Source organism: Xanthomonas phaseoli pv. dieffenbachiae, from assembly GCF_008639345.1.
GTDB lineage: Bacteria > Pseudomonadota > Gammaproteobacteria > Xanthomonadales > Xanthomonadaceae > Xanthomonas > Xanthomonas phaseoli.
The window spans coordinates 1,054,796-1,073,105 of record NZ_CP041380.1; the positions used below are offsets into that span (position 1 = coordinate 1,054,796).

Annotated in this window: 14 protein-coding genes and 9 tRNA genes; 19 read left to right on the forward strand and 4 right to left on the reverse strand. The window is 63.6% G+C overall.

Going from position 1 to position 18,310, the window contains the following annotated elements; genetic code table 11:
* Positions 1 to 72: 72 nt before the first annotated feature.
* Positions 73 to 834, reverse strand: coding sequence for a Bax inhibitor-1/YccA family protein (locus FLG15_RS04905; RefSeq protein ID WP_017158117.1), 762 nt, complete (start codon positions 832 to 834; stop codon positions 73 to 75).
* 150 nt (positions 835 to 984) lie between these two features.
* Here FLG15_RS04905 and FLG15_RS04910 point away from each other — a divergent pair.
* The 14 genes from FLG15_RS04910 to FLG15_RS04980 all read left to right on the forward strand — a co-directional run bounded on the left by FLG15_RS04910 (position 985) and on the right by FLG15_RS04980 (position 11,694).
* Positions 985 to 1,061: transfer RNA gene (locus FLG15_RS04910), tRNA-Pro, on the forward strand.
* Between the two features lie 42 nt (positions 1,062 to 1,103).
* A tRNA-Arg gene (locus FLG15_RS04915) sits at positions 1,104 to 1,180 on the forward strand.
* A 32-nt stretch (positions 1,181 to 1,212) separates the two neighbouring features.
* A tRNA-His gene (locus tag FLG15_RS04920) sits at positions 1,213 to 1,289 on the forward strand.
* A 93-nt stretch (positions 1,290 to 1,382) separates the two neighbouring features.
* Positions 1,383 to 1,458, forward strand: a tRNA-Lys gene (locus tag FLG15_RS04925).
* An 818-nt stretch (positions 1,459 to 2,276) separates the two neighbouring features.
* Positions 2,277 to 2,361 (forward strand) — tRNA-Leu (locus FLG15_RS04935).
* Between the two features lie 201 nt (positions 2,362 to 2,562).
* Positions 2,563 to 3,855 (forward strand): trigger factor, encoded by a 1,293-nt coding sequence (tig, locus tag FLG15_RS04940; RefSeq protein ID WP_005913863.1) that lies wholly within the window; start codon positions 2,563 to 2,565, stop codon positions 3,853 to 3,855.
* A gap of 93 nt (positions 3,856 to 3,948) precedes the next feature.
* On the forward strand, positions 3,949 to 4,575 hold the full coding sequence (gene clpP / locus FLG15_RS04945) for an ATP-dependent Clp endopeptidase proteolytic subunit ClpP (RefSeq protein ID WP_002806026.1): 627 nt from the start codon (positions 3,949 to 3,951) through the stop codon (positions 4,573 to 4,575).
* A 125-nt stretch (positions 4,576 to 4,700) separates the two neighbouring features.
* A complete protein-coding gene (gene clpX, locus FLG15_RS04950; protein WP_003483788.1) occupies positions 4,701 to 5,987 on the forward strand; it encodes an ATP-dependent Clp protease ATP-binding subunit ClpX in 1,287 nt (428 codons plus the stop codon).
* Between the two features lie 144 nt (positions 5,988 to 6,131).
* Positions 6,132 to 8,603: an endopeptidase La gene (gene lon, locus FLG15_RS04955; protein ID WP_017158121.1), complete on the forward strand. Its 2,472-nt coding sequence runs from the start codon at positions 6,132 to 6,134 to the stop codon at positions 8,601 to 8,603.
* Positions 8,604 to 8,817: 214 nt separating this feature from the next.
* Positions 8,818 to 9,090, forward strand: a complete 273-nt coding sequence (hbs, locus tag FLG15_RS04960) for a non-specific DNA-binding protein Hbs (RefSeq protein ID WP_002806049.1) — start codon at positions 8,818 to 8,820, stop codon at positions 9,088 to 9,090.
* A gap of 11 nt (positions 9,091 to 9,101) precedes the next feature.
* Positions 9,102 to 9,176 (forward strand) — tRNA-Val (locus tag FLG15_RS04965).
* Positions 9,177 to 9,204: 28 nt separating this feature from the next.
* Positions 9,205 to 9,281 (forward strand) — tRNA-Asp (locus FLG15_RS04970).
* A 94-nt stretch (positions 9,282 to 9,375) separates the two neighbouring features.
* Positions 9,376 to 9,452: transfer RNA gene (locus tag FLG15_RS04975), tRNA-Asp, on the forward strand.
* A gap of 271 nt (positions 9,453 to 9,723) precedes the next feature.
* Entirely contained in the window at positions 9,724 to 11,694 is a 1,971-nt protein-coding gene (locus FLG15_RS04980) for a peptidyl-prolyl cis-trans isomerase (protein WP_017159639.1), read from the forward strand.
* A gap of 639 nt (positions 11,695 to 12,333) precedes the next feature.
* Here FLG15_RS04980 and FLG15_RS04985 read toward each other — a convergent pair.
* Both FLG15_RS04985 and gloB read right to left on the reverse strand, forming a co-directional pair.
* A complete protein-coding gene (locus FLG15_RS04985) occupies positions 12,334 to 13,509 on the reverse strand; it encodes a lytic transglycosylase domain-containing protein (RefSeq protein WP_150145606.1) in 1,176 nt (391 codons plus the stop codon).
* Complete coding sequence (gene gloB / locus FLG15_RS04990) at positions 13,506 to 14,273, reverse strand: hydroxyacylglutathione hydrolase (RefSeq protein ID WP_057679775.1); 768 nt, start codon at positions 14,271 to 14,273, stop codon at positions 13,506 to 13,508. Before gloB ends, FLG15_RS04985 begins: the two co-directional genes overlap by 4 nt.
* A 12-nt stretch (positions 14,274 to 14,285) precedes the next feature.
* Here gloB and FLG15_RS04995 point away from each other — a divergent pair, with 12 nt between their 5' ends.
* Genes FLG15_RS04995 through dnaQ form a run of 3 tightly spaced genes read left to right on the forward strand, consistent with a single transcriptional unit; the run spans position 14,286 to position 16,165 of the window.
* Entirely contained in the window at positions 14,286 to 14,942 is a 657-nt protein-coding gene (locus FLG15_RS04995) for a class I SAM-dependent methyltransferase (RefSeq protein ID WP_003483816.1), read from the forward strand.
* A gap of 27 nt (positions 14,943 to 14,969) precedes the next feature.
* Positions 14,970 to 15,422 (forward strand): ribonuclease HI, encoded by a 453-nt coding sequence (gene rnhA, locus FLG15_RS05000; RefSeq protein WP_017158126.1) that lies wholly within the window; start codon positions 14,970 to 14,972, stop codon positions 15,420 to 15,422.
* Between the two features lie 8 nt (positions 15,423 to 15,430).
* Positions 15,431 to 16,165 carry a DNA polymerase III subunit epsilon gene (gene dnaQ, locus FLG15_RS05005; protein ID WP_039574183.1) on the forward strand — a complete coding sequence of 245 codons (735 nt, stop codon included), beginning with the start codon at positions 15,431 to 15,433 and terminating at the stop codon, positions 16,163 to 16,165.
* A 130-nt stretch (positions 16,166 to 16,295) separates the two neighbouring features.
* Here dnaQ and FLG15_RS05010 read toward each other — a convergent pair whose 3' ends face one another.
* On the reverse strand, positions 16,296 to 17,000 hold the full coding sequence (locus FLG15_RS05010) for a PP2C family protein-serine/threonine phosphatase (protein WP_003483822.1): 705 nt from the start codon (positions 16,998 to 17,000) through the stop codon (positions 16,296 to 16,298).
* A gap of 196 nt (positions 17,001 to 17,196) precedes the next feature.
* Between FLG15_RS05010 and FLG15_RS05015 the strand changes: the two genes are divergently transcribed.
* Together FLG15_RS05015 and FLG15_RS05020 are read left to right on the forward strand one after the other, a co-directional pair.
* A tRNA-Ser gene (locus FLG15_RS05015) sits at positions 17,197 to 17,287 on the forward strand.
* Positions 17,288 to 17,706: 419 nt separating this feature from the next.
* A complete protein-coding gene (locus tag FLG15_RS05020) occupies positions 17,707 to 18,111 on the forward strand; it encodes a DUF6165 family protein (RefSeq protein ID WP_017158129.1) in 405 nt (134 codons plus the stop codon).
* Positions 18,112 to 18,310: the final 199 nt, after the last annotated feature.

The window sequence follows — 18,310 nt, forward strand, 5'->3', positions numbered from 1 at the left end:
TCGCTCGACGCCAGTGTCACGCGTTCAAGCGAGGGGAGCCGCCGTTGCGATTCCCGAATCCCGAATCCCAGCTCAATTGCGCGACTGCAGCTTCGATAGCAGGCGCAGGAACTCGATGTACAGCCACACCAGCGTCACCATCAGGCCGAATGCGCCGTACCACTCCATGTGCTTGGGCGCGCCTTGCTCGACGCCGCTCTCGATGAAGTCGAAGTCCAGCACCAGGTTCAACGCCGCCACCACCACCACGAACAGGCTGAAACCGATGCCGATCAGGCCCGAGTCGTGGATGAAAGGGATGCGCACACCGAACAGGCCCAGCACGATGGTCGCCAGATAGACCAGCGCGATACCGCCGGTGGCTGCGACCACGCCCAGCTTGAAGTTTTCGGTGGCCTTGATCATTCCGCTGCGATACGCAAACAGCAGCGCGAACAGGGTGCCGAAGGTGAGCAGGATGGCCTGGAACACGATGCCGTTGAAGCGTGCTTCGTACACTGCCGAGATCGAGCCGAGGAAGAAGCCTTCGATCAATGCATATAGCGGCGCCGTAATCGGTGCCCAGGTCGGCTTGAAGCAGGTAGCCAGTGCGAACACCAGGCCGCCGATCGCGCCGGCGATCATGTAGATGCGCGCGACAGGCAGCGGCATGCCATCGGAGCCGATCGATTGCGACCACGCGAAGGCGGCGGTGATCACCGCCATCAGCAACAACGCGCCGGTCTTGTTGACCGTGCCGTTGAGGGTCATCGCCTGACCGTCGCGGGTGACGATCGAGCCGGAGCCGGAGTCGAGAAATGTGGATTCCCGAAGGGCAGGGTTACCGCTACGCATGCGTGTTCTCCATGAAAATAGTGCTCACCCTACTGGCGAACGTGGTTGCGAGGATAGCTGATCGTTCAACTTACACAGGGTGATTGACAGCGAGGCCAATCATTCCCAAAATAGCCGACCTTTCGAGCCTTCGGGATTGAAAGGTCCCGCCGGGGTATAGCGCAGTCTGGTAGCGCGCCTGCTTTGGGAGCAGGATGTCGGGGGTTCGAATCCCTCTACCCCGACCATTCCGAGCTTTCGACGGCGTGGGAATGCGAAGTTCGGTCCGGGCGCCCGTAGCTCAACCGGATAGAGCACCGGCCTTCTAAGCCGGCGGTTACAGGTTCGAGTCCTGTCGGGCGCGCCATCGGCGGTACGGTAGGAAGCAGGTTTTCAGTGGTGGCTGTAGCTCAGCTGGTTAGAGTACTGGATTGTGATTCCAGATGTCGGGGGTTCGAGTCCCCTCAGCCACCCCACTGATGACGGGAAATTGCAGGAATGTTTGACCCCATGTGTCACGGGGTGTTGCAACGAAGCAAAAATGCACATACAATGTGCGACCAGTTTCAGGGCCGTTAGCTCAGTTGGTAGAGCAGTTGACTCTTAATCAATAGGTCCAAGGTTCGAATCCTTGACGGCCCACCAAATAAAAGCACTTAGGCAGCCGCCTAGGTGCTTTTCTTTTTCCAGGACCAAAAACAGGGTGCGCTCGTTGGGGCTGCTTTGAAAGAATCGAGGCCAGCGATAACTCGGCGTCGCGACCACGCTGTTGCAGCTTGGCGATAGCGCCGGCACCGCCCATGTCTGGTCCGGTTGGATAGCGGCTTTTCAACGCCTTTGGGGCAACGCTCAACATCGAACGCCTGGCTGGAGCGCGCTTGCCGCAGTCGCCGTCAGGGATCGAGCCGGGTCAGTTCTTCAGCGATGCCAGAAGTCTCGCGGTGCGCCATTGCGGGGCCACGTCATGGCTGTGCTGAGCGCGTCGCGCGCCGTGCTCTGCGCGATCTACAAGAAGTTGCAGGAAGCAGCCACGTCACTCGCCAGCGCCCCCGTGCAAGGCCCGCAACGCAGGCGTCTGGCTTCGCTGATCCGCAAAACTGGCCCCGAGTCCGACCAGCCCGTTGAGGGGGGGGCGACGTGATTCGCTCATCCGGGTCGATCTCTTCGATGCAATCACGTGACAGTGCCACGGTCTGGCGATATTGGGCTGTCATCGCAAGTGCTGATTTCACGCGGAAATTAACGAAATTTTCTCAAATCCGGCTGCAACGTGCTGGCAGCGAATGGGCTTTGTCTGCATTCAGTCGGGCGGGTGGGCCGGCCGCCGATGGCCCTCTGCATTGCATGGAGCCTCAAGTCACCGCGCGAAGCAGCTCGTGCCCTGCGGACATCACGCGCCCAGGCCTCGCAGCGCTTTTTCTTTACCGGCATCCCTGCAACAATAGCCGGGCATCTACGGCATTGCGAAAGTGGCGGAATTGGTAGACGCACCAGATTTAGGTTCTGACGCCGTAAGGCGTGGGGGTTCGAGTCCCCCCTTTCGCACCAATGCCGCGCGGCCGTGTGGGTTCCGGCCGCTGCACTTCCTGCAAACCGCTCGCTTGTGTCCGTAACGCCGCTGCGCGCATGCCGCTGGCAGCGGCCGCCGTTATCGGCGAAACTACAAGGCTCGGCGGCATTCTCGCCATCCGTCAACCCGCATCTTCCATCTCGTGCCGACGCTGTGCGCTGTCGGTGGCAGGAGTCAACATGCAAGCATCGATCGAATCCACCGGCAATCTGGAACGCCGCCTGACCTTCACCCTGCCGCAGGAGCGCCTGGAGACGCACGTCGGGGGCCGCCTGCGCGAGCTTGCGCGGACCACGCGCATCAAGGGCTTCCGTCCCGGCAAGGTGCCGACCAAGGTGATCGAGCAGCGCTTCGGTCAGCAGGTGCGTGCCGAGGCGATGGAAGGCCTGCTGCGTGAGACCTTCGATTCGGCCGTCCGCGAGCATTCGCTGCGCCTGGCCGGCAACCCGCGTATCGATCAGGGCGAGACCGATTTCGACTTCGTCGCCACCTTCGAAGTGGTACCGGATTTCGGCGACATCGACGTGACCAAGCTGTCGGTGGTGCGTGCGACCGCTGAAGTGACCGATGCCGACATCGACCAGATGATCGAGAACCTGCGCCTGCAGCGCCGCACCTGGAATCCGGTCGAGCGCGGTGCGCAGGTCGGCGACCTGGTGGCGCTGGAGACCTGGTCGCAGGCTGGCGACGAGCGTCTGCCCGCCGAAGGCGTGGAGACCGGCAGCAGCGTGCTGGGTTCGGGCGTGATGTTCGACCAGATCGAAAAGGGCCTGGAAGGCCTGACCAAGGGTGAAGAAAAGACCCTGACCGTCGATTTTCCTGCCGAATGGCGCGTCCCGCAGCTGGCGGGCAAGACCGTGCAGGTGCACGTCAAGGCGGTCGAAGTCTCCGAGCCGGTGTTGCCGGCAGTGGACAAGGAGTTCATCAAGAGCTTCGGCGTGAAGAGCGGCGATGCCGAGCAGTTCCGCGCCGATATCCGCACCAACCTGGAGCGCGAACTCAAGGGCGCGCTGATGAACCGTCTGCGCCGCGAAGTGGGCGAGCAGCTGATTGCCGCCTACGCGCATGTCGAAATGCCGCCGCGCCTGGTCGAGAACGAAGCCCGTTCGATGCTGGCCCAGCAGGTCGAGCAGGTCCGCCGCAGCGGTCGCGATCCGGGTCAGGTGCCGGCCGATGCGCACCAGGGATTCATGGATGCCGCCGCCAAGCGCGTGCTGGTCGGTCTGCTGGTGGGCGAGGTGGCGCGCCGCAACGAATTGCGCCTGGAATCCAAGCGCGTCAGCGAAACGCTGCGTCTGATCGCTTCGACCTACGAAGAGCCGGAACAGGTCATTGAGATGTATCGCAACGACCCCCAACTGATGAACGGGCTGCAGAGCCGCGTGATGGAAGAGCAGGTGATCGACTGGATCGCCGAGCGCGCCCAGCACACCGAGCAGTCGCTGTCGTTCCAGGACGCCATCCGCGTCTGATCCGGCAGTAAGAGAAGAACCGCGCCCGCAGCTTGGGGGGGCGGATGGCGAACACCGGCAGCGGCACAGGCCGCTGCCACAACGGGAAGACTGATGAGCATTGTGACCAAAGCCCTGAACCTGGTGCCCATGGTGGTCGAGCAGACCAGCCGTGGCGAGCGTGCGTACGACATCTACTCGCGTCTGCTGAAGGAGCGTCTGATCTTCCTGGTCGGTCCGATCGACGACCATATGGCCAACGTGATCGTGGCCCAGCTGCTGTTCCTGGAAGCGGATAACCCGGAAAAGGACATCAGCATCTACATCAATTCGCCCGGTGGCGTGGTCACTGCCGGCATGGCGATCTACGACACCATGCAGTACATCAAGCCGGACGTCAGCACCATCTGCGTCGGCCAGGCCGCCTCGATGGGCGCGCTGCTGCTGGCCTCGGGTGCGGCCGGCAAGCGCTACGCGTTGCCGAATTCGCGCGTGATGATCCATCAGCCGCTGGGTGGCTTCCAGGGCCAGGCGACCGATATCGATATCCATGCGCGCGAGATCCTGACCCTGCGTTCGCGCCTGAACGAGATCCTGGCCAAGCACACCGGCCAATCGCTGGAGACCATCGCGCGCGACACCGAACGCGACAACTTCAAGAGCGCGGTCGATGCGCAGGCCTACGGCCTGGTGGATCAGGTGCTTGAACGTCGTCCGGAAGAGTCGATCCAGCCGTCTTGATCGTCAAGTTATTGAAATTGCAGGAAAAACCGGCAGGGTCGGGCGGGGCGAATGTCCTCCCGACCCTGTGCTATTCTCGAAATCGAACCCCCGTGCATCGGGTGGGGTAACTGGGTAACAGAAGCATGAGCGAAGACCGCCAAGGTCGTTCCGGCGACAGCAACAAGATTCTCTACTGCTCGTTCTGCGGTAAGAGTCAGCATGAAGTCCGTAAGCTGATTGCCGGTCCCAGCGTATTCATCTGCGATGAGTGCGTTGAGCTGTGCAACGACATCATCCGCGAGGAACTCGAAGAGAAGGCGCAGTCGGCACGTTCCAGCCTGCCCAAGCCGCGCGAGATTCTCGAGGTGCTGGATCAATACGTGATCGGGCAGCTGCGCGCCAAGCGCACGCTCGCGGTGGCGGTGTACAACCACTACAAGCGTATCGAGAGCCGCAGCAAGAACGATGACGTCGAGCTGGCGAAATCCAACATCCTGCTGGTCGGTCCGACCGGTTCGGGCAAGACGCTGCTGGCCGAAACGCTGGCGCGCCTGCTCAATGTGCCGTTCACGATCGCCGATGCCACCACGCTCACCGAAGCCGGCTATGTCGGCGAGGACGTGGAAAACATCATCCAGAAGCTGCTGCAGAAGTGCGATTACGACGTCGAGAAGGCGCAGCAGGGCATCGTCTACATCGACGAAATCGACAAGATCTCGCGCAAGAGCGAGAACCCGTCGATCACCCGCGATGTGTCCGGCGAAGGCGTGCAGCAGGCGCTGCTGAAGCTGATCGAAGGCACGGTGGCTTCGGTGCCGCCGCAGGGCGGCCGCAAGCACCCGCAGCAGGAATTCCTGCAGGTCGATACCAAGAACATCCTGTTCATCTGCGGCGGTGCATTCGCCGGGCTGGACAAGGTTATTCAGCAGCGTTCCAACGACGCTGGCGGCATTGGCTTCGGTGCCAAGGTCAAGAGCAGCGAGCGCAAGCAGGAAGTGGGCAAGATCCTGGCCGAAGTCGAGCCGGAAGATCTGATCAAGTTCGGCCTGATTCCCGAGTTCGTCGGCCGTCTGCCGGTGGTCGCCACGCTGGAAGAGCTCGATGAGCCGGCGCTGATCAAGATCCTGACCGAGCCCAAGAACGCCATCACCAAGCAGTTCAAGAAGTTGTTCGACATGGAAGGCGTGGAGCTGGAGTTCCGCCCCGATGCCCTTTCGGCGATCGCCAAGAAGGCGCTCAAGCGCAAGACCGGCGCCCGCGGGCTGCGCACCATCGTCGAATCGGTGCTGCTGGACACCATGTACGAGCTGCCGTCGCAGGAAAACGTCAGCAAGGTCGTGGTGGACGAGTCGGTGATCGAGCACAAGTCCGAGCCGTATCTGATCTACCAGGCGCAACCGGCTCCCGCCAAGGCTGCGTCCGGGGACTGAGTCTGTTGGCCGCCTCGCCGGGCCTCGGCCTCGCTGGCGGATAACCGCTTTCCGAACGCTACTTGCAACACCTCGCCGATGGCCCCATAACGGGGCCATCGGCTTTTTACTGCCCCAAAAACCCCCATTCCTGCGGAGTGCCCCATGGCCCAGTCCCAACCAGAAATTCTCGATCTGCCAGTGTTGCCGCTGCGCGACGTGGTGGTGTTTCCGCACATGGTGATCCCGCTGTTCGTCGGCCGCGACAAGTCGATGCGCGCGCTGGAAAAAGCCATGGAAGCGGACAAGCGCATCCTGTTGGTGGCGCAGAAGTCGGCCGAGACCGACGACCCGGCTGCCGGCGACCTGTATACCGTCGGCACCCTGGCGCAGGTGCTGCAGTTGCTCAAGCTCCCCGATGGCACCATCAAGGTGCTGGTCGAGGGTCTGTCGCGGGTCACCGTGGACAAGGTTGTCGAGCAGGACGGCGCATTGCAGGGGCAGGGCACCGAAATCGAGGCCAGCGACGCGCGCGAGCCGCGCGAGGTGGAAGCGATTGCGCGGTCGCTGATGTCGCTGTTCGAACAGTACGTCAAGACCAATCGCAAGCTGCCGCCAGAGCTGCTTCAGACCTTGTCGGGCATCGATGAGCCGGGCCGCCTGGCGGACACCATCGCCGCCCACATCGGTGTGCGTCTGGCCGACAAGCAGCGTCTGCTGGAAATCACCGACACCGGAGAACGGCTGGAATTGCTGGTCGGTCTGGTGGATGGCGAAATCGACGTGCAGCAGCTGGAAAAGCGCATCCGCGGCCGGGTCAAGTCGCAGATGGAAAAGAGCCAGCGCGAGTACTACCTCAACGAGCAGATGAAGGCGATCCAGAAGGAACTGGGCGACCTGGACGATGCGCCCGGCGAGCTGGAAGAGCTGGCGCGCAAGATCGCCGAGTCGGGCATGCCCAAGCCGGTCGAGACCAAGGCCAAGGCCGAGCTCAACAAGCTCAAGCAGATGTCGCCGATGTCCGCCGAGGCGGCCGTGGTGCGCAACTACCTGGACTGGCTGCTGGGCGTGCCGTGGAAGAAGCGCACCAAGGTGCGCAAGGACCTCAAGGTTGCCGAAGATACGCTGGACGCCGATCACTACGGCCTGGACAAGGTCAAGGAGCGCATCCTTGAATACTTGGCCGTGCAGTCGCGCGTGAAGCAGATGAAGGGGCCGATCCTGTGCCTGGTCGGGCCGCCGGGCGTGGGCAAGACCTCGCTCGGGCAGTCGATCGCCAAGGCGACCAACCGCAAGTTCGTGCGTATGAGCCTGGGCGGCATTCGCGACGAGGCCGAAATCCGTGGCCACCGCCGGACCTATGTCGGTTCGATGCCGGGCCGCCTGGTGCAGAACCTCAACAAGGTCGGCAGCAAGAATCCGCTGTTCCTGCTGGACGAAATCGACAAGATGTCGATGGACTTCCGTGGCGACCCGTCGTCGGCATTGCTGGAGGTGCTGGACCCGGAGCAGAACAACTCGTTCAACGACCATTATCTGGAGGTCGATCTGGACCTGTCGGAGGTGATGTTCGTCGCCACCTCCAACTCGCTCAATATCCCGGGCCCGTTGCTGGACCGCATGGAAGTGATCCGCATCCCCGGGTACACCGAGGACGAGAAGCTCAACATTGCCACGCGCTATCTGATGCCCAAGCAGATCAAGGCCAACGGCTTGAAGCCGGAAGAGATCGAGATCGCCAGCGATGCGATCCAGGACATCGTGCGGTATTACACGCGAGAGTCGGGCGTGCGTAACCTCGAGCGCGAGGTGGCCAAGATCTGCCGCAAGGTGGTCAAGGAAATTGCGCTCGCAGGTCCGCAGCCGGCGGCCAAGAAGGCGGTTGCCAAGAAGGGCAAGCCAAAGGCGCTGGTCACCGTCAATGCGAAGAATCTCGACAAGTATCTGGGCGTGCGTCGTTTCGACTTCGGCCGTGCCGAAGAAGAAAACGAGATCGGTCTGGTCACGGGTCTGGCATGGACCGAAGTCGGCGGCGAACTGCTGCAGGTCGAGTCCACGTTGGTGCCGGGCAAGGGCAACCTGATCCTCACCGGCCAGCTCGGCAATGTCATGAAGGAATCGGCATCGGCGGCATTGTCGGTGGTGCGTTCGCGCGCCGAGCGGCTCGGCATCGATGTGGATTTCCTGCAGAAGCAGGATGTGCATGTGCATGTGCCCGACGGCGCCACGCCCAAGGATGGCCCAAGCGCAGGTATCGCGATGGTGACCTCGCTGGTGTCGGTGCTGACGCGGGTGCCGATTCGCGCCGATGTGGCGATGACCGGCGAGATCACCCTGCGCGGACGGGTATCGGCGATCGGTGGCTTGAAGGAGAAGTTGCTGGCGGCCCTGCGCGGTGGCATCCGCACCGTGCTGATCCCGGACGAGAACCGCAAGGACTTGGCCGACATCCCTCCGAACGTGACCCGCGATCTGAAGATCGTGCCGGTGAAGTGGATCGACGAGGTGCTGGACCTGGCACTGGAACGTCCGCTCGCGCCGAAGAAGGCCGGCAAGGAAAAGGCCCGCAAGGCGGCTTCGCGGGTGACCGTGCGCGGCAAGTCGCGTAGCACACCGGGTACCCGCGTCAAGCACTAACGAGGGCTGTCTAAGCCTAGCCAAAACAAGCCAAAACCCGCGTCGTTATTGGGTTTTGGCTTGCGTGCTGTTGGGGGCGCTGGTATAAATGCACGACTCGTGGGCGCGGCAAAATGTGATGCGTCATGCGATACCACTTGTGTCGGGTTCTTCGCTTAGGGCAAGAGCGCCGATTGTCGATTCCGCGGCATCTGCCGCAAAGGGAGTTTCAAGAATGAATAAAACCGAATTGATCGATGGCGTTGCCGCTGCCGCTGACATCTCCAAGGCTGAAGCTGGCCGTGCTGTTGACGCGGTTGTGAGCGAAATCACCAAGGCACTGAAGAAGGGCGACGCCGTCACCCTCGTTGGCTTCGGTACCTTCCAGGTCCGTGAGCGCGCCGAGCGCACCGGCCGCAATCCGAAGACCGGCGACAGCATCAAGATCGCTGCTTCGAAGAATCCTGCATTCAAGGCTGGTAAAGCCCTGAAGGATGCAGTAAACTAATCGACTCGCTAGGGTGCTTAGCTCAGCGGTAGAGCGTCTCCCTTACACGGAGAGGGTCGGGGGTTCGAAACCCTCAGCACCCACCATTAAGCACCAGGCAAATGTTTCAAGCGCGGAGCGGTAGTTCAGCTGGTTAGAATGCTGGCCTGTCACGCCGGAGGTCGCGGGTTCGAGTCCCGTCCGCTCCGCCAGTTACACGCAAAGCCCCTGAGCAATTGGGGGCTTCGTTTTCTCCACGACATTCGTGATGCGAATGGAGTGGAGGCAGATGTCCAAGTTTAAAGCGGAGCGGTAGTTCAGCTGGTTAGAATGCTGGCCTGTCACGCCGGAGGTCGCGGGTTCGAGTCCCGTCCGCTCCGCCAGTTATACGAAGCCCTCGGCCTTGTGTCGGGGGTTTTTTTTGACTGTCGGTTGGCGGGTGTGGGTCCATTGGTCGTGGCGTCGTCGCGTGCTGTTGCGCATCGGGCAGCGGCACGTGCCGCTGCGTTTGACGGTGCTTCGGTCTGTGGCCCGAGTGGGCGCTGTTCACCCTGGATCAACTGATGCGCCACGCCGTCGTCACGGGCATTGGGCTGGGTGCTTGGCGCCAAGCGCGTTACACTGCGCGGCTCGCCCACAGGCCGTGATTTGCCAATGCTGCAGAAACTTCGCGACAAGACGTCAGGCTGGATCGCTACCGCCATCCTCGGGTTGCTGATGATTCCATTCCTGTTCGTCATCGACAACAGCTACCTCGGCGGTATTGGCGCCAACAACGTGGCCAAGGTGCAGGCGCCGCCGACCTGGTGGAAATCGGCACCGTCGTGGTGGCCGGTCTCGTTGCTGTGGCAGCACCACGAAATCAGCACGCAGGATTTCCGCGCGCGCTTTGAGCAGGCGCGCATGCAGGAGCGTCAGCGCCAGGGCGAGAAATTCGATCCGCGCACCTTCGAATCCCGCGAAAACAAGCTGCAGGTGCTCGACCAACTGGTCGACGAACAGGTGGTGCGACTGGGTGCGGAAGACGCTGGAATCGTCATCGGTGATGCGACCGTGCGCGATTACATTGCCAACATTCCTGCATTCCAGGTCGATGGCAAGTTCAGTCCCGACCAGTACCGCGCTGCGCTCGCGCAGGGCACGCCGCCGCGCACGCCAGCGCAGTTCGACACGCTGGTGCGCGATAGCCTGCAGCAGTCGGTGATCCCACAGGCGGTGGCGGAGTCCGGCTTTGCGACCAAGTCCGAGTTCGAGCGCCTGCTCAAGCTGATGGGCGAGACGCGCGATGTGGAGCTGGCGATGCTGCCGCCACCGGCCGCAGACACCGCGCCGGTGAGCGATGCGCAGATCAAGCAATGGTACGACGGGCATACGCAGGATTTCCGTCAGCCGGAAACCGTGACGATCGAATACGTGGAACTCAACGCCGCCACGATGCCGCCAGCCACTGCGGCCGACGAGGCCACGCTGCGCAAGCGTTATGAAGACGAGAAGGCACGCTTCGTCGAGCCGGAGCAACGCCTTGCGTCGCACATCCTGATCAGTGCCGGCGCCGATGCCGCCGCGCAGAAGGCTGCCGAAGCGAAGGCTGCCAAGCTCGCTGCCGAGGCCAAGCAGCCGGGTGCCGACTTTGCTGCGCTGGCGAAAGCCAATTCGCAGGACCCTGGCTCCAAGGATGCCGGCGGCGACCTGGGCTGGGTCGAGAAGGGCACGATGGTCAAGCCGTTCGAGGACGCGCTGTTCTCGATGAAGGCTGGCGAGGTGGTCGGCCCGATCAAGAGCGAATTCGGCTATCACGTGATCCAGCTGCGTGAGGTCAAGGGCGGCCAGGGCAAGTCGTTCGAGCAGGTGCGCGACCAACTCGCTGCCGAGCAGCTCAAGGCTGACGCAGACAAGGCCTTTGCCGATGTCAGTGGCAAGTTGGTGGACCAGGTTTACAAAAACCCCACCGCACTGGAGCCGGCGGCCAAGCAGGTCGGCCTGCCGGTGCAGACGCTGGGGCCGTTCTCGCGCAGTGATGCCAGCGGTGTTGCCGCCAACCCGGCTGTGCTGCGCGCGGCGTTTTCCGAAACGCTGGTGCAGGACGGCACCGTGAGCGATCCCATCACCATCGCGCCGAACCACAGCGTGGTGTTGCGTGTGACCAATCACACTGCCGAACAGGCATTGCCGTTGGACAAGGTGCGCGACAAGGTGACCGCGGCAATCCGTGCAGACCGTGCCGAGAAAGCCGCCGCGGCTGCTGCCGACGCCTTGCTGGCACGCGTGCAAAAGGGTGAGACGCTGCAGGCGCTGGCCGACAGCGAGAAGTTGCAGGTGCAGCCGATCCCGGGGCTGCCGCGGACGGCGCCGATCCCGACCCCGGCTGCGAACCGTGCGATCTTCAGCGCGCCGCGACCGACCGAAGGCAAGCCGTCGGTGGGCAAGGTGGAGCTGGATGGCGGGCGCTTTGCTGTCTTTGTCATCAGCAAGGCGACGCCGGGCGATCTGAAGCAGATGCCGGCCGAACAGCAGACGATGCTGCGCGAGCAGTTGAGCCAGATCGACGGAAACAACGCTGCGCAGGCTTATGTCAAGGAAATGCGCAAGCGCTACAAGATTCAGATCGAAGAGGCCCAGCTCTAAGGTGGGATAATCATCGGTAGAGAAAAGCCCGGGCAACCGGGCTTTTTCTTTGGGCGTTCGCCGTGCAGAACGGGCCGGCTGACGCCTGTCGCAGTCACACTCCCGTGCGGCGCGGATTGATTGGCCGGCAGCGTTTGCGTGCCCGGATGGCTCAAGGGAGTTGCGCTTGCAGTACGCCAATCGCGGGGTTGTCGGCTAGTCGCCTGACGATGTGGCAGTCGCCGCCTTTACCGCTCGATTGTGCGACGGCGCGCGCGGGCAGGGGTCCTGAAAGACATGCGAGGTGTACCGCTGATGATCTCCGGTGGCCGGGTCAGTTGAATGGCTAGGCACGATTGACCTAACGGGGAGCATCGCTAACGTCATGGCGCGCATTGCGTGGAGGTCTGCAGGCTTCGATTTCGTCGGAGCTCAGCTTGCAGACCTAGCGCCAGGTCGGTTCTCCGGCGCGACACCCGGGAGGTACTAGCTGTGCGTCTGCGCCCCAGGTCACATTCGACATCCATCTTTCGCGACCGAAGCGGCCTGACCAAGGCGGCTGGGTTGGTGAGCGAAGTTCAGGATCGACGCGCTCATGCTGCTGGCCGCCTGCCTGCGCCCACGACGACGTTCAAGGTGCGCCGGCCCTCGGCGCGTCACTCAGGGCGAATCGTCGAACGACAGCACCATGCCAGGCTTCAGGATGGCGCTTTTGTCCAGGCCGTTGGTGGCGAGCAGGGTCGTCACGGTGATGCCATAGCGGCGTGCGATCGCCCAGGCCGATTCGCCACTGCGCACGGTGTGGGTACGTGCCGGCGAGGTCGACGCTTTGCTGGCTGCAGAGGCGACGGCGGTCGGTGCCGCAGTGCTGGCGGCGCCAGTTCCCACCTGGGCAGATGCGACCGCGGCGCTATTCGCGCCGGGCTGCGGCGGCGCAAGCGGCGCAAGCACGTGCACACCGCGCGGCGCAACGCGTGCGCCAGCGAGGGCGGGATTCAGGCGCGCGAGCACTTGCGGCTCGATCGCGCGCTGTCCAGCCCAGGCATTTAGGCTGGTGCCTGCCGGCAACGCATGTTCGGTGAGGACGGGTACCTCGCGATCCAGTGAAGTCAGCAAGTTGCCCTGCTGTTGCGCGTGATCGAGCACGCAGGCAAGTGCGTGCAGTTTTTCCACATAGTCGTAGGTGACCTTGGACATGCCCGGCAATTCGGACGGGCGTGCGTTTTGCGCGTTCATCCCGGCGCTGCGCATTGCTTGCAGCACGCGGTACTCGCCGGCGTTGTAGGCCATCAGGGCCAGGCGCCAGTCTCCGCCGAACATGCCGTAAAGGGTCTTGAGATAGCGCACCGCCGCAGTGGTGGAGTCCACCGCCGACAGGCGTCCGTCGTATTGCGCACCGACCGGCACCTGGTGGTTGCGCGCGGTGGTCGCGATGAATTGCCACAAGCCGGCAGGACCGCTGCCGTTGCGGGCCCCCGGGCGGTAGCCGCTTTCAACGAATGGAATCAGCGCAAATTCGGTCGGCATGTCGGCCTTGCGCAACTCGTCGACGACATAACCGAAGAGAGGCAGGACATCCTGTGCGTCGTCTGCCAGGCGGGCCGGGGCGCGCGAAAAATGCTGTTCCCAGCGGGCATCGCTATGCGCACTGTCGCACCCCGGGTCGGCGCGGCCGTCGAGGAAGGCCGAAAAAATCTCGCGCCCGTTGCGGAGGCTGGGCGCGCTGGCTTGCGCGACCTGGCTACTTGCGCGTGCGGAGCTTGCGTCGTTGGGCGTTGCGGCTGCCGGTGCAATGGCCGAACAGGCGGCCAGCACTGCCAAAACCATGCGCCTCATGCGCGAAATTCGTCTTTCCAGCGCCGAAGTTCGGCGAAAACATCAACTTCAGAGGAAATTGCGCCGGGTGCGCGCGATGCCACTGCAGCGCGGATTTCGGGGCGGCCGGTGCGTAAGAACGGATTGGTGGCCAGTTCACTCTTGAGCGAAATCGGCAGGGTAGGACGGGCTGCATGACGCATGGCCTGGGCTTCCTGTTGACGGCGCTGCAAGGCAGCGTTGGTGGGATCGACGTGCAGCGCGAAGGCCGCGTTGGCCATCGTGTATTCGTGGCCGCAACACACAAGCGTTTCGCCAGGCAGGCAGGCCAGGCGCTGCAACGAGTCGAACATCTGGGGAGCGGTACCTTCGAACATCCGCCCACAGCCTAGGCTGAACAGGGTATCACCGCTGAACAGGTGACCGTCAGCGACGAAGGCGATGTGGCTGCGGGTGTGGCCGGGCACCTCAAGCACCTGGAACTCGACATCCAGCAGGCGCAAGCGCTCGCCGTGACCCACCCGATGCGCGTCCGCCGGGATGCGTTCGTCGGCCGGGCCGAACAGCTCCAGGTCCGGCCAGCGCTGCTGGAGCTCGGCAACGCCGCCGATATGGTCGCCGTGGTGGTGGGTCAGCAGGACAGCGCTCGGCACCAGGCCCTGGTGCTGCGCGGCCGCCAGGACCGGCTCGGACTGACCGGGGTCGACAATAATGGCGCGGCCATCTGCAGCGATCAGCGCCCAGATGTAGTTGTCGTCGAATGCGGGCAGGGCGATCAGTCGCATAGAATTGGGACCATGCCTGCCCCGCCATTCTCCCGTCAAGCTGGCGTCTCATCCTGGTTTGAAACCGGCGCCGGGCGCGGCCTGCTTCAGCTGGAGCGTCGTCTGGCGTTGGAAGCGCTCCAGACACGGCCGTCGCAGCCGTGGTTGTGGCTGACGCCGACCGCCGACATGCCGGCGCGCGAGCTGCTGCAAGGGCGCGGTTTGCGGCTGCATCGCAGTGCCGGCCGCTTTGCTGGCGACGCACGCTGCGCGCTGCCATTTCCGCTGCCCACCGAGAGCCTGCAGGCGATCGTGGCGCAGCATGCGGTAGTTGGTGGGGCAGCGGATTTTCTGGCCGAATGCGAGCGTTTGCTGATGCCCGGCGGCCGTCTATGGCTGTTCACGCTCAATCCGATGAGCCCCTACCGCTTCCGCTGGGCGCGGCGCGGGCCGGTCGCGTTGCGTCCGGATCGCTGGCGCCTGTTGGCGCAGCGTGCCGGTCTGCACAGCGTGCAGGCGGAGCGCTACCTGGGGCCGATCTGGCGCCCCAGCGGCGAGTCCACCGACCCCGGTCGGGCACCCTGGCGCGCGGTGTACCTGCTGGAGGTTGAAAAGCGCGCTGCCGCAGCGATCGGGCCGACACCGATTGCCCTGCCTGCCCGCTGGCCACAACCGGTGGCCACGATCTGACCTGTTTACGTTCAACTCTGGAACCTGATGAAATCCATTGAAGTGCATACCGATGGCTCCTGCCTCGGCAATCCCGGCCCGGGCGGCTGGGCGGCCTTGTTGCGTTACAACGGCCGCGAGAAGGAGCTGGCCGGCGGTGAGGCGGTGTCGACGAACAACCGCATGGAATTGATGGCGGCGATCATGGCGCTGGAAACGCTGACCGAGCCGTGCCAGATCGTGTTGCATACCGATTCGCAGTACGTGCGCCAAGGCATCACCGAATGGATGTCGGGATGGGTGCGGCGCAACTGGAAAACCGCCGGTGGCGATCCGGTCAAAAATCGCGAGTTGTGGGAGCGGCTGCACGCGGCCACGCAGCGCCATCGCATCGATTGGCGTTGGGTGAAAGGCCACAATGGCGACCCGGACAACGAGCGCGTCGACGTGCTCGCCCGCAATCAGGCCATCGCCCAGCGCGATGGTCTTGCGACATCGTAAGAGGACACATGCGTCAGATCATTCTCGATACCGAAACCACCGGCCTGGAGTGGCGCAAGGGCAACCGCGTCGTCGAAATCGGCGCGGTGGAGCTGCTGGAGCGGCGTCCGAGCGGCAACAATTTCCATCGTTACCTGAAGCCCGACTGCGATTTCGAACCGGGCGCACAAGAGGTGACCGGGCTGACCCTGGAATTTCTGGCCGATAAACCGCTGTTCGGCGAGGTGGTGGACGAGTTTCTTGCCTATATCGACGGCGCGGAACTGATCATCCACAACGCCGCGTTCGACCTGGGGTTTCTGGACAACGAGCTGTCACTGCTGGGCGATCACTACGGGCGCATCGTCGAGCGCGCCACGGTGGTGGATACCTTGATGATGGCGCGCGAGCGCTATCCGGGGCAGCGCAATTCCCTGGATGCCTTGTGCAAGCGTCTGGGCGTGGACAACTCGCATCGCCAGCTGCACGGCGCCTTGCTCGATGCCCAGATCCTGGCCGATGTGTATATCGCGCTGACCTCGGGCCAGGAGGAGATCGGGTTTGCCAGTGCCGACGCTGGCCAGCAGAGCGAAAGTGCGAGCGGCATGATCGCGTTCGACCCGGCGCTGCTGTTGCCGCGTCCGCGCGTTGCGGTGACCGCTTCCGAATCGCAGGCGCACGAGGCACGCCTGGCGCAGCTGCGCAAGAAGGCAGGGCGTGCGTTGTGGGATCCGCCGGTCGAGGAGATTGCGGTCGCCGGCTAGGCGACGATAAGCAATAGGCGAGTGGCAGGCGACGTTCTCAGGCGTAGCTCGCCCAGCCGCTCGCGACGCGCACTGCGCGGATCAAGATGCAAAGCGGCTGTTGAAATGCTCCAGCAGCGCGAGGTGTGCCTCAGTAACTGCGCACCAGGATCGCGGTGATGTTGTCCGAACCGCCGCCATCCAGTGCGGCGGCGACCAGGCATTCCACGCACTCCTGCGCGCTGCAGTCGGCCTGCGACAACGTGGCAGCGATGGCGGCATCGTCCACCTCTTCGGTCAGGCCGTCGCTGCACAGCAACAGCTGCATGCCGGATTTGAGTTCGCCTTGCATGATGGCGACATTCAGATGCGCCGGGTCGGTTACGCCGAGTGCCTGGGTCACCACGTTGCGATGCGGGTGCGCGCGTGCCTGCTCGCTGGTCAGCGTGCCCTGGGCGATGAGCTCCTGGACGTAGCTGTGGTCCTGGCTCAGCTGCGCCAGCCGGCCATCGCGCCACAGGTAGGCGCGGCTGTCGCCGACCCAGGCCACTTCGAAACGCTGGCCCAGCACGCGCGCGGCGACCACGGTGGTGCCCATCGGCAAGGTATCGTTGCAGCGGCGCGAAGTCTTGATGATCTCTTCGTCGGCGATGCGTACCGCCTGGGCCAGCGGGGTACCGGCGCGGACTTCTCGCACGATGGTTTCGCGCGCCAGTGCGCTGGCCACTTCCCCGCAGGCATGCCCCCCCATGCCGTCGGCGACCAGCCACAATCCCAGCTCGCTGTCGCCGTAATAGGTGTCCTCGTTGAGGTCACGGCGCAGGCCGACATGGGTGAGGTGTCCGAATTCGAGCATGGGGCCGGGTCGCCAAGGAGAAGATGCGCCACCATCATCGCGGGCCGGCCGGTTAGCGGCAACACGCCACGCGCGGGCGCCGCAGCACCGGTTCACGCCTGGATGCGGGCAGGCACCGTCTGCGCCGGCCCGGGCCGCTTGTGGCTGGGGCCATGTGCCCGTATGATGCACGGCCCCAGGACACTGGGGACCATCTGGAGAGGTGGCAGAGCGGTTGAATGTACCTGACTCGAAATCAGGCAGGCGTTTATAGCGCCTCGGGGGTTCGAATCCCCCCCTCTCCGCCAGATTGAGGCGAGCAGTTGTGCCAGTGCCGCGTGAGTTTCGCCGGCGGCATTGGGGGGGATGAGAAGCCCCGGGTTCGACAGGCAGCGCAGCTGCCTGCACGGCGAAGCCGCCCGCAGGGCGAAGGCACGTAGTGCCGAGTGAATCCCCCTCTCCGCCAGATTGAGGTGAAGCAGTTGTGCCAGTGCCGCGTGAGTTTCGCCGGCGGCATTGGGGGGGGATAGAAGCCCCGGGTTCGACAGGCAGCGTAGCTGCCTGCACGGCGAAGCCGCCCGCAGGGCGAAGGCACTTAGTGCTGAGTGAATCCTCCCCTCTGTCGCCAGATTCGCATCAGCCCCGCAAGGGGGCTTTTGTTTATGTATGGCAGTCGCCGGCCGCGGCGATGACTACAATCCGCCCGATCCCCCGTTGGAGGCCTGTCATGTCCGAGATCCTGGTGCCCGTGTCCTTTGGTGAGCTGCTCGACAAGATCGCGATCCTGCAGATCAAGTCCGAGCGCATGCGCGATGCGGCCAAGTTGGCCAATGTGCGCAACGAGCTGTCTGCGCTGGAAACCAGCTGGATGGCGCATCCGGCCGCCGGGCACGACATCGTGCGCCTGCGCGCCGAGCTCAAGGCCGTCAACGAGCGGCTGTGGGTGATCGAGGACGACATCCGCCTCAAGGAGCAAGCGCAGAGCTTCGACGATGCCTTCGTGCAGCTGGCGCGCAGCGTGTATATCGAAAACGACGAGCGCGCGCGCATCAAAAAGGAAATCAACCTGGCGCTGGGTTCTGCGTATGTGGAAGAAAAGTCCTATCAGGACTATCGCGCTACCGGCGTCTGAGCATGTTGACGGTTTGATCGCGGGGGTGGTCTGACAGTGCGAGTTGTTGCAGCAAGCGTATCCGCTCGATCTCACGCCCATTGGTGCGGGCGCCTCTGCCATTTGCCCGGCGCCTGATCGCCGAGCAGATTCAGGGCCAGTGATGAAGGGCTGGCTGCGTCGCCTTTGCGCCAACTGTGTGGCGGTCCGGCGGCGATTG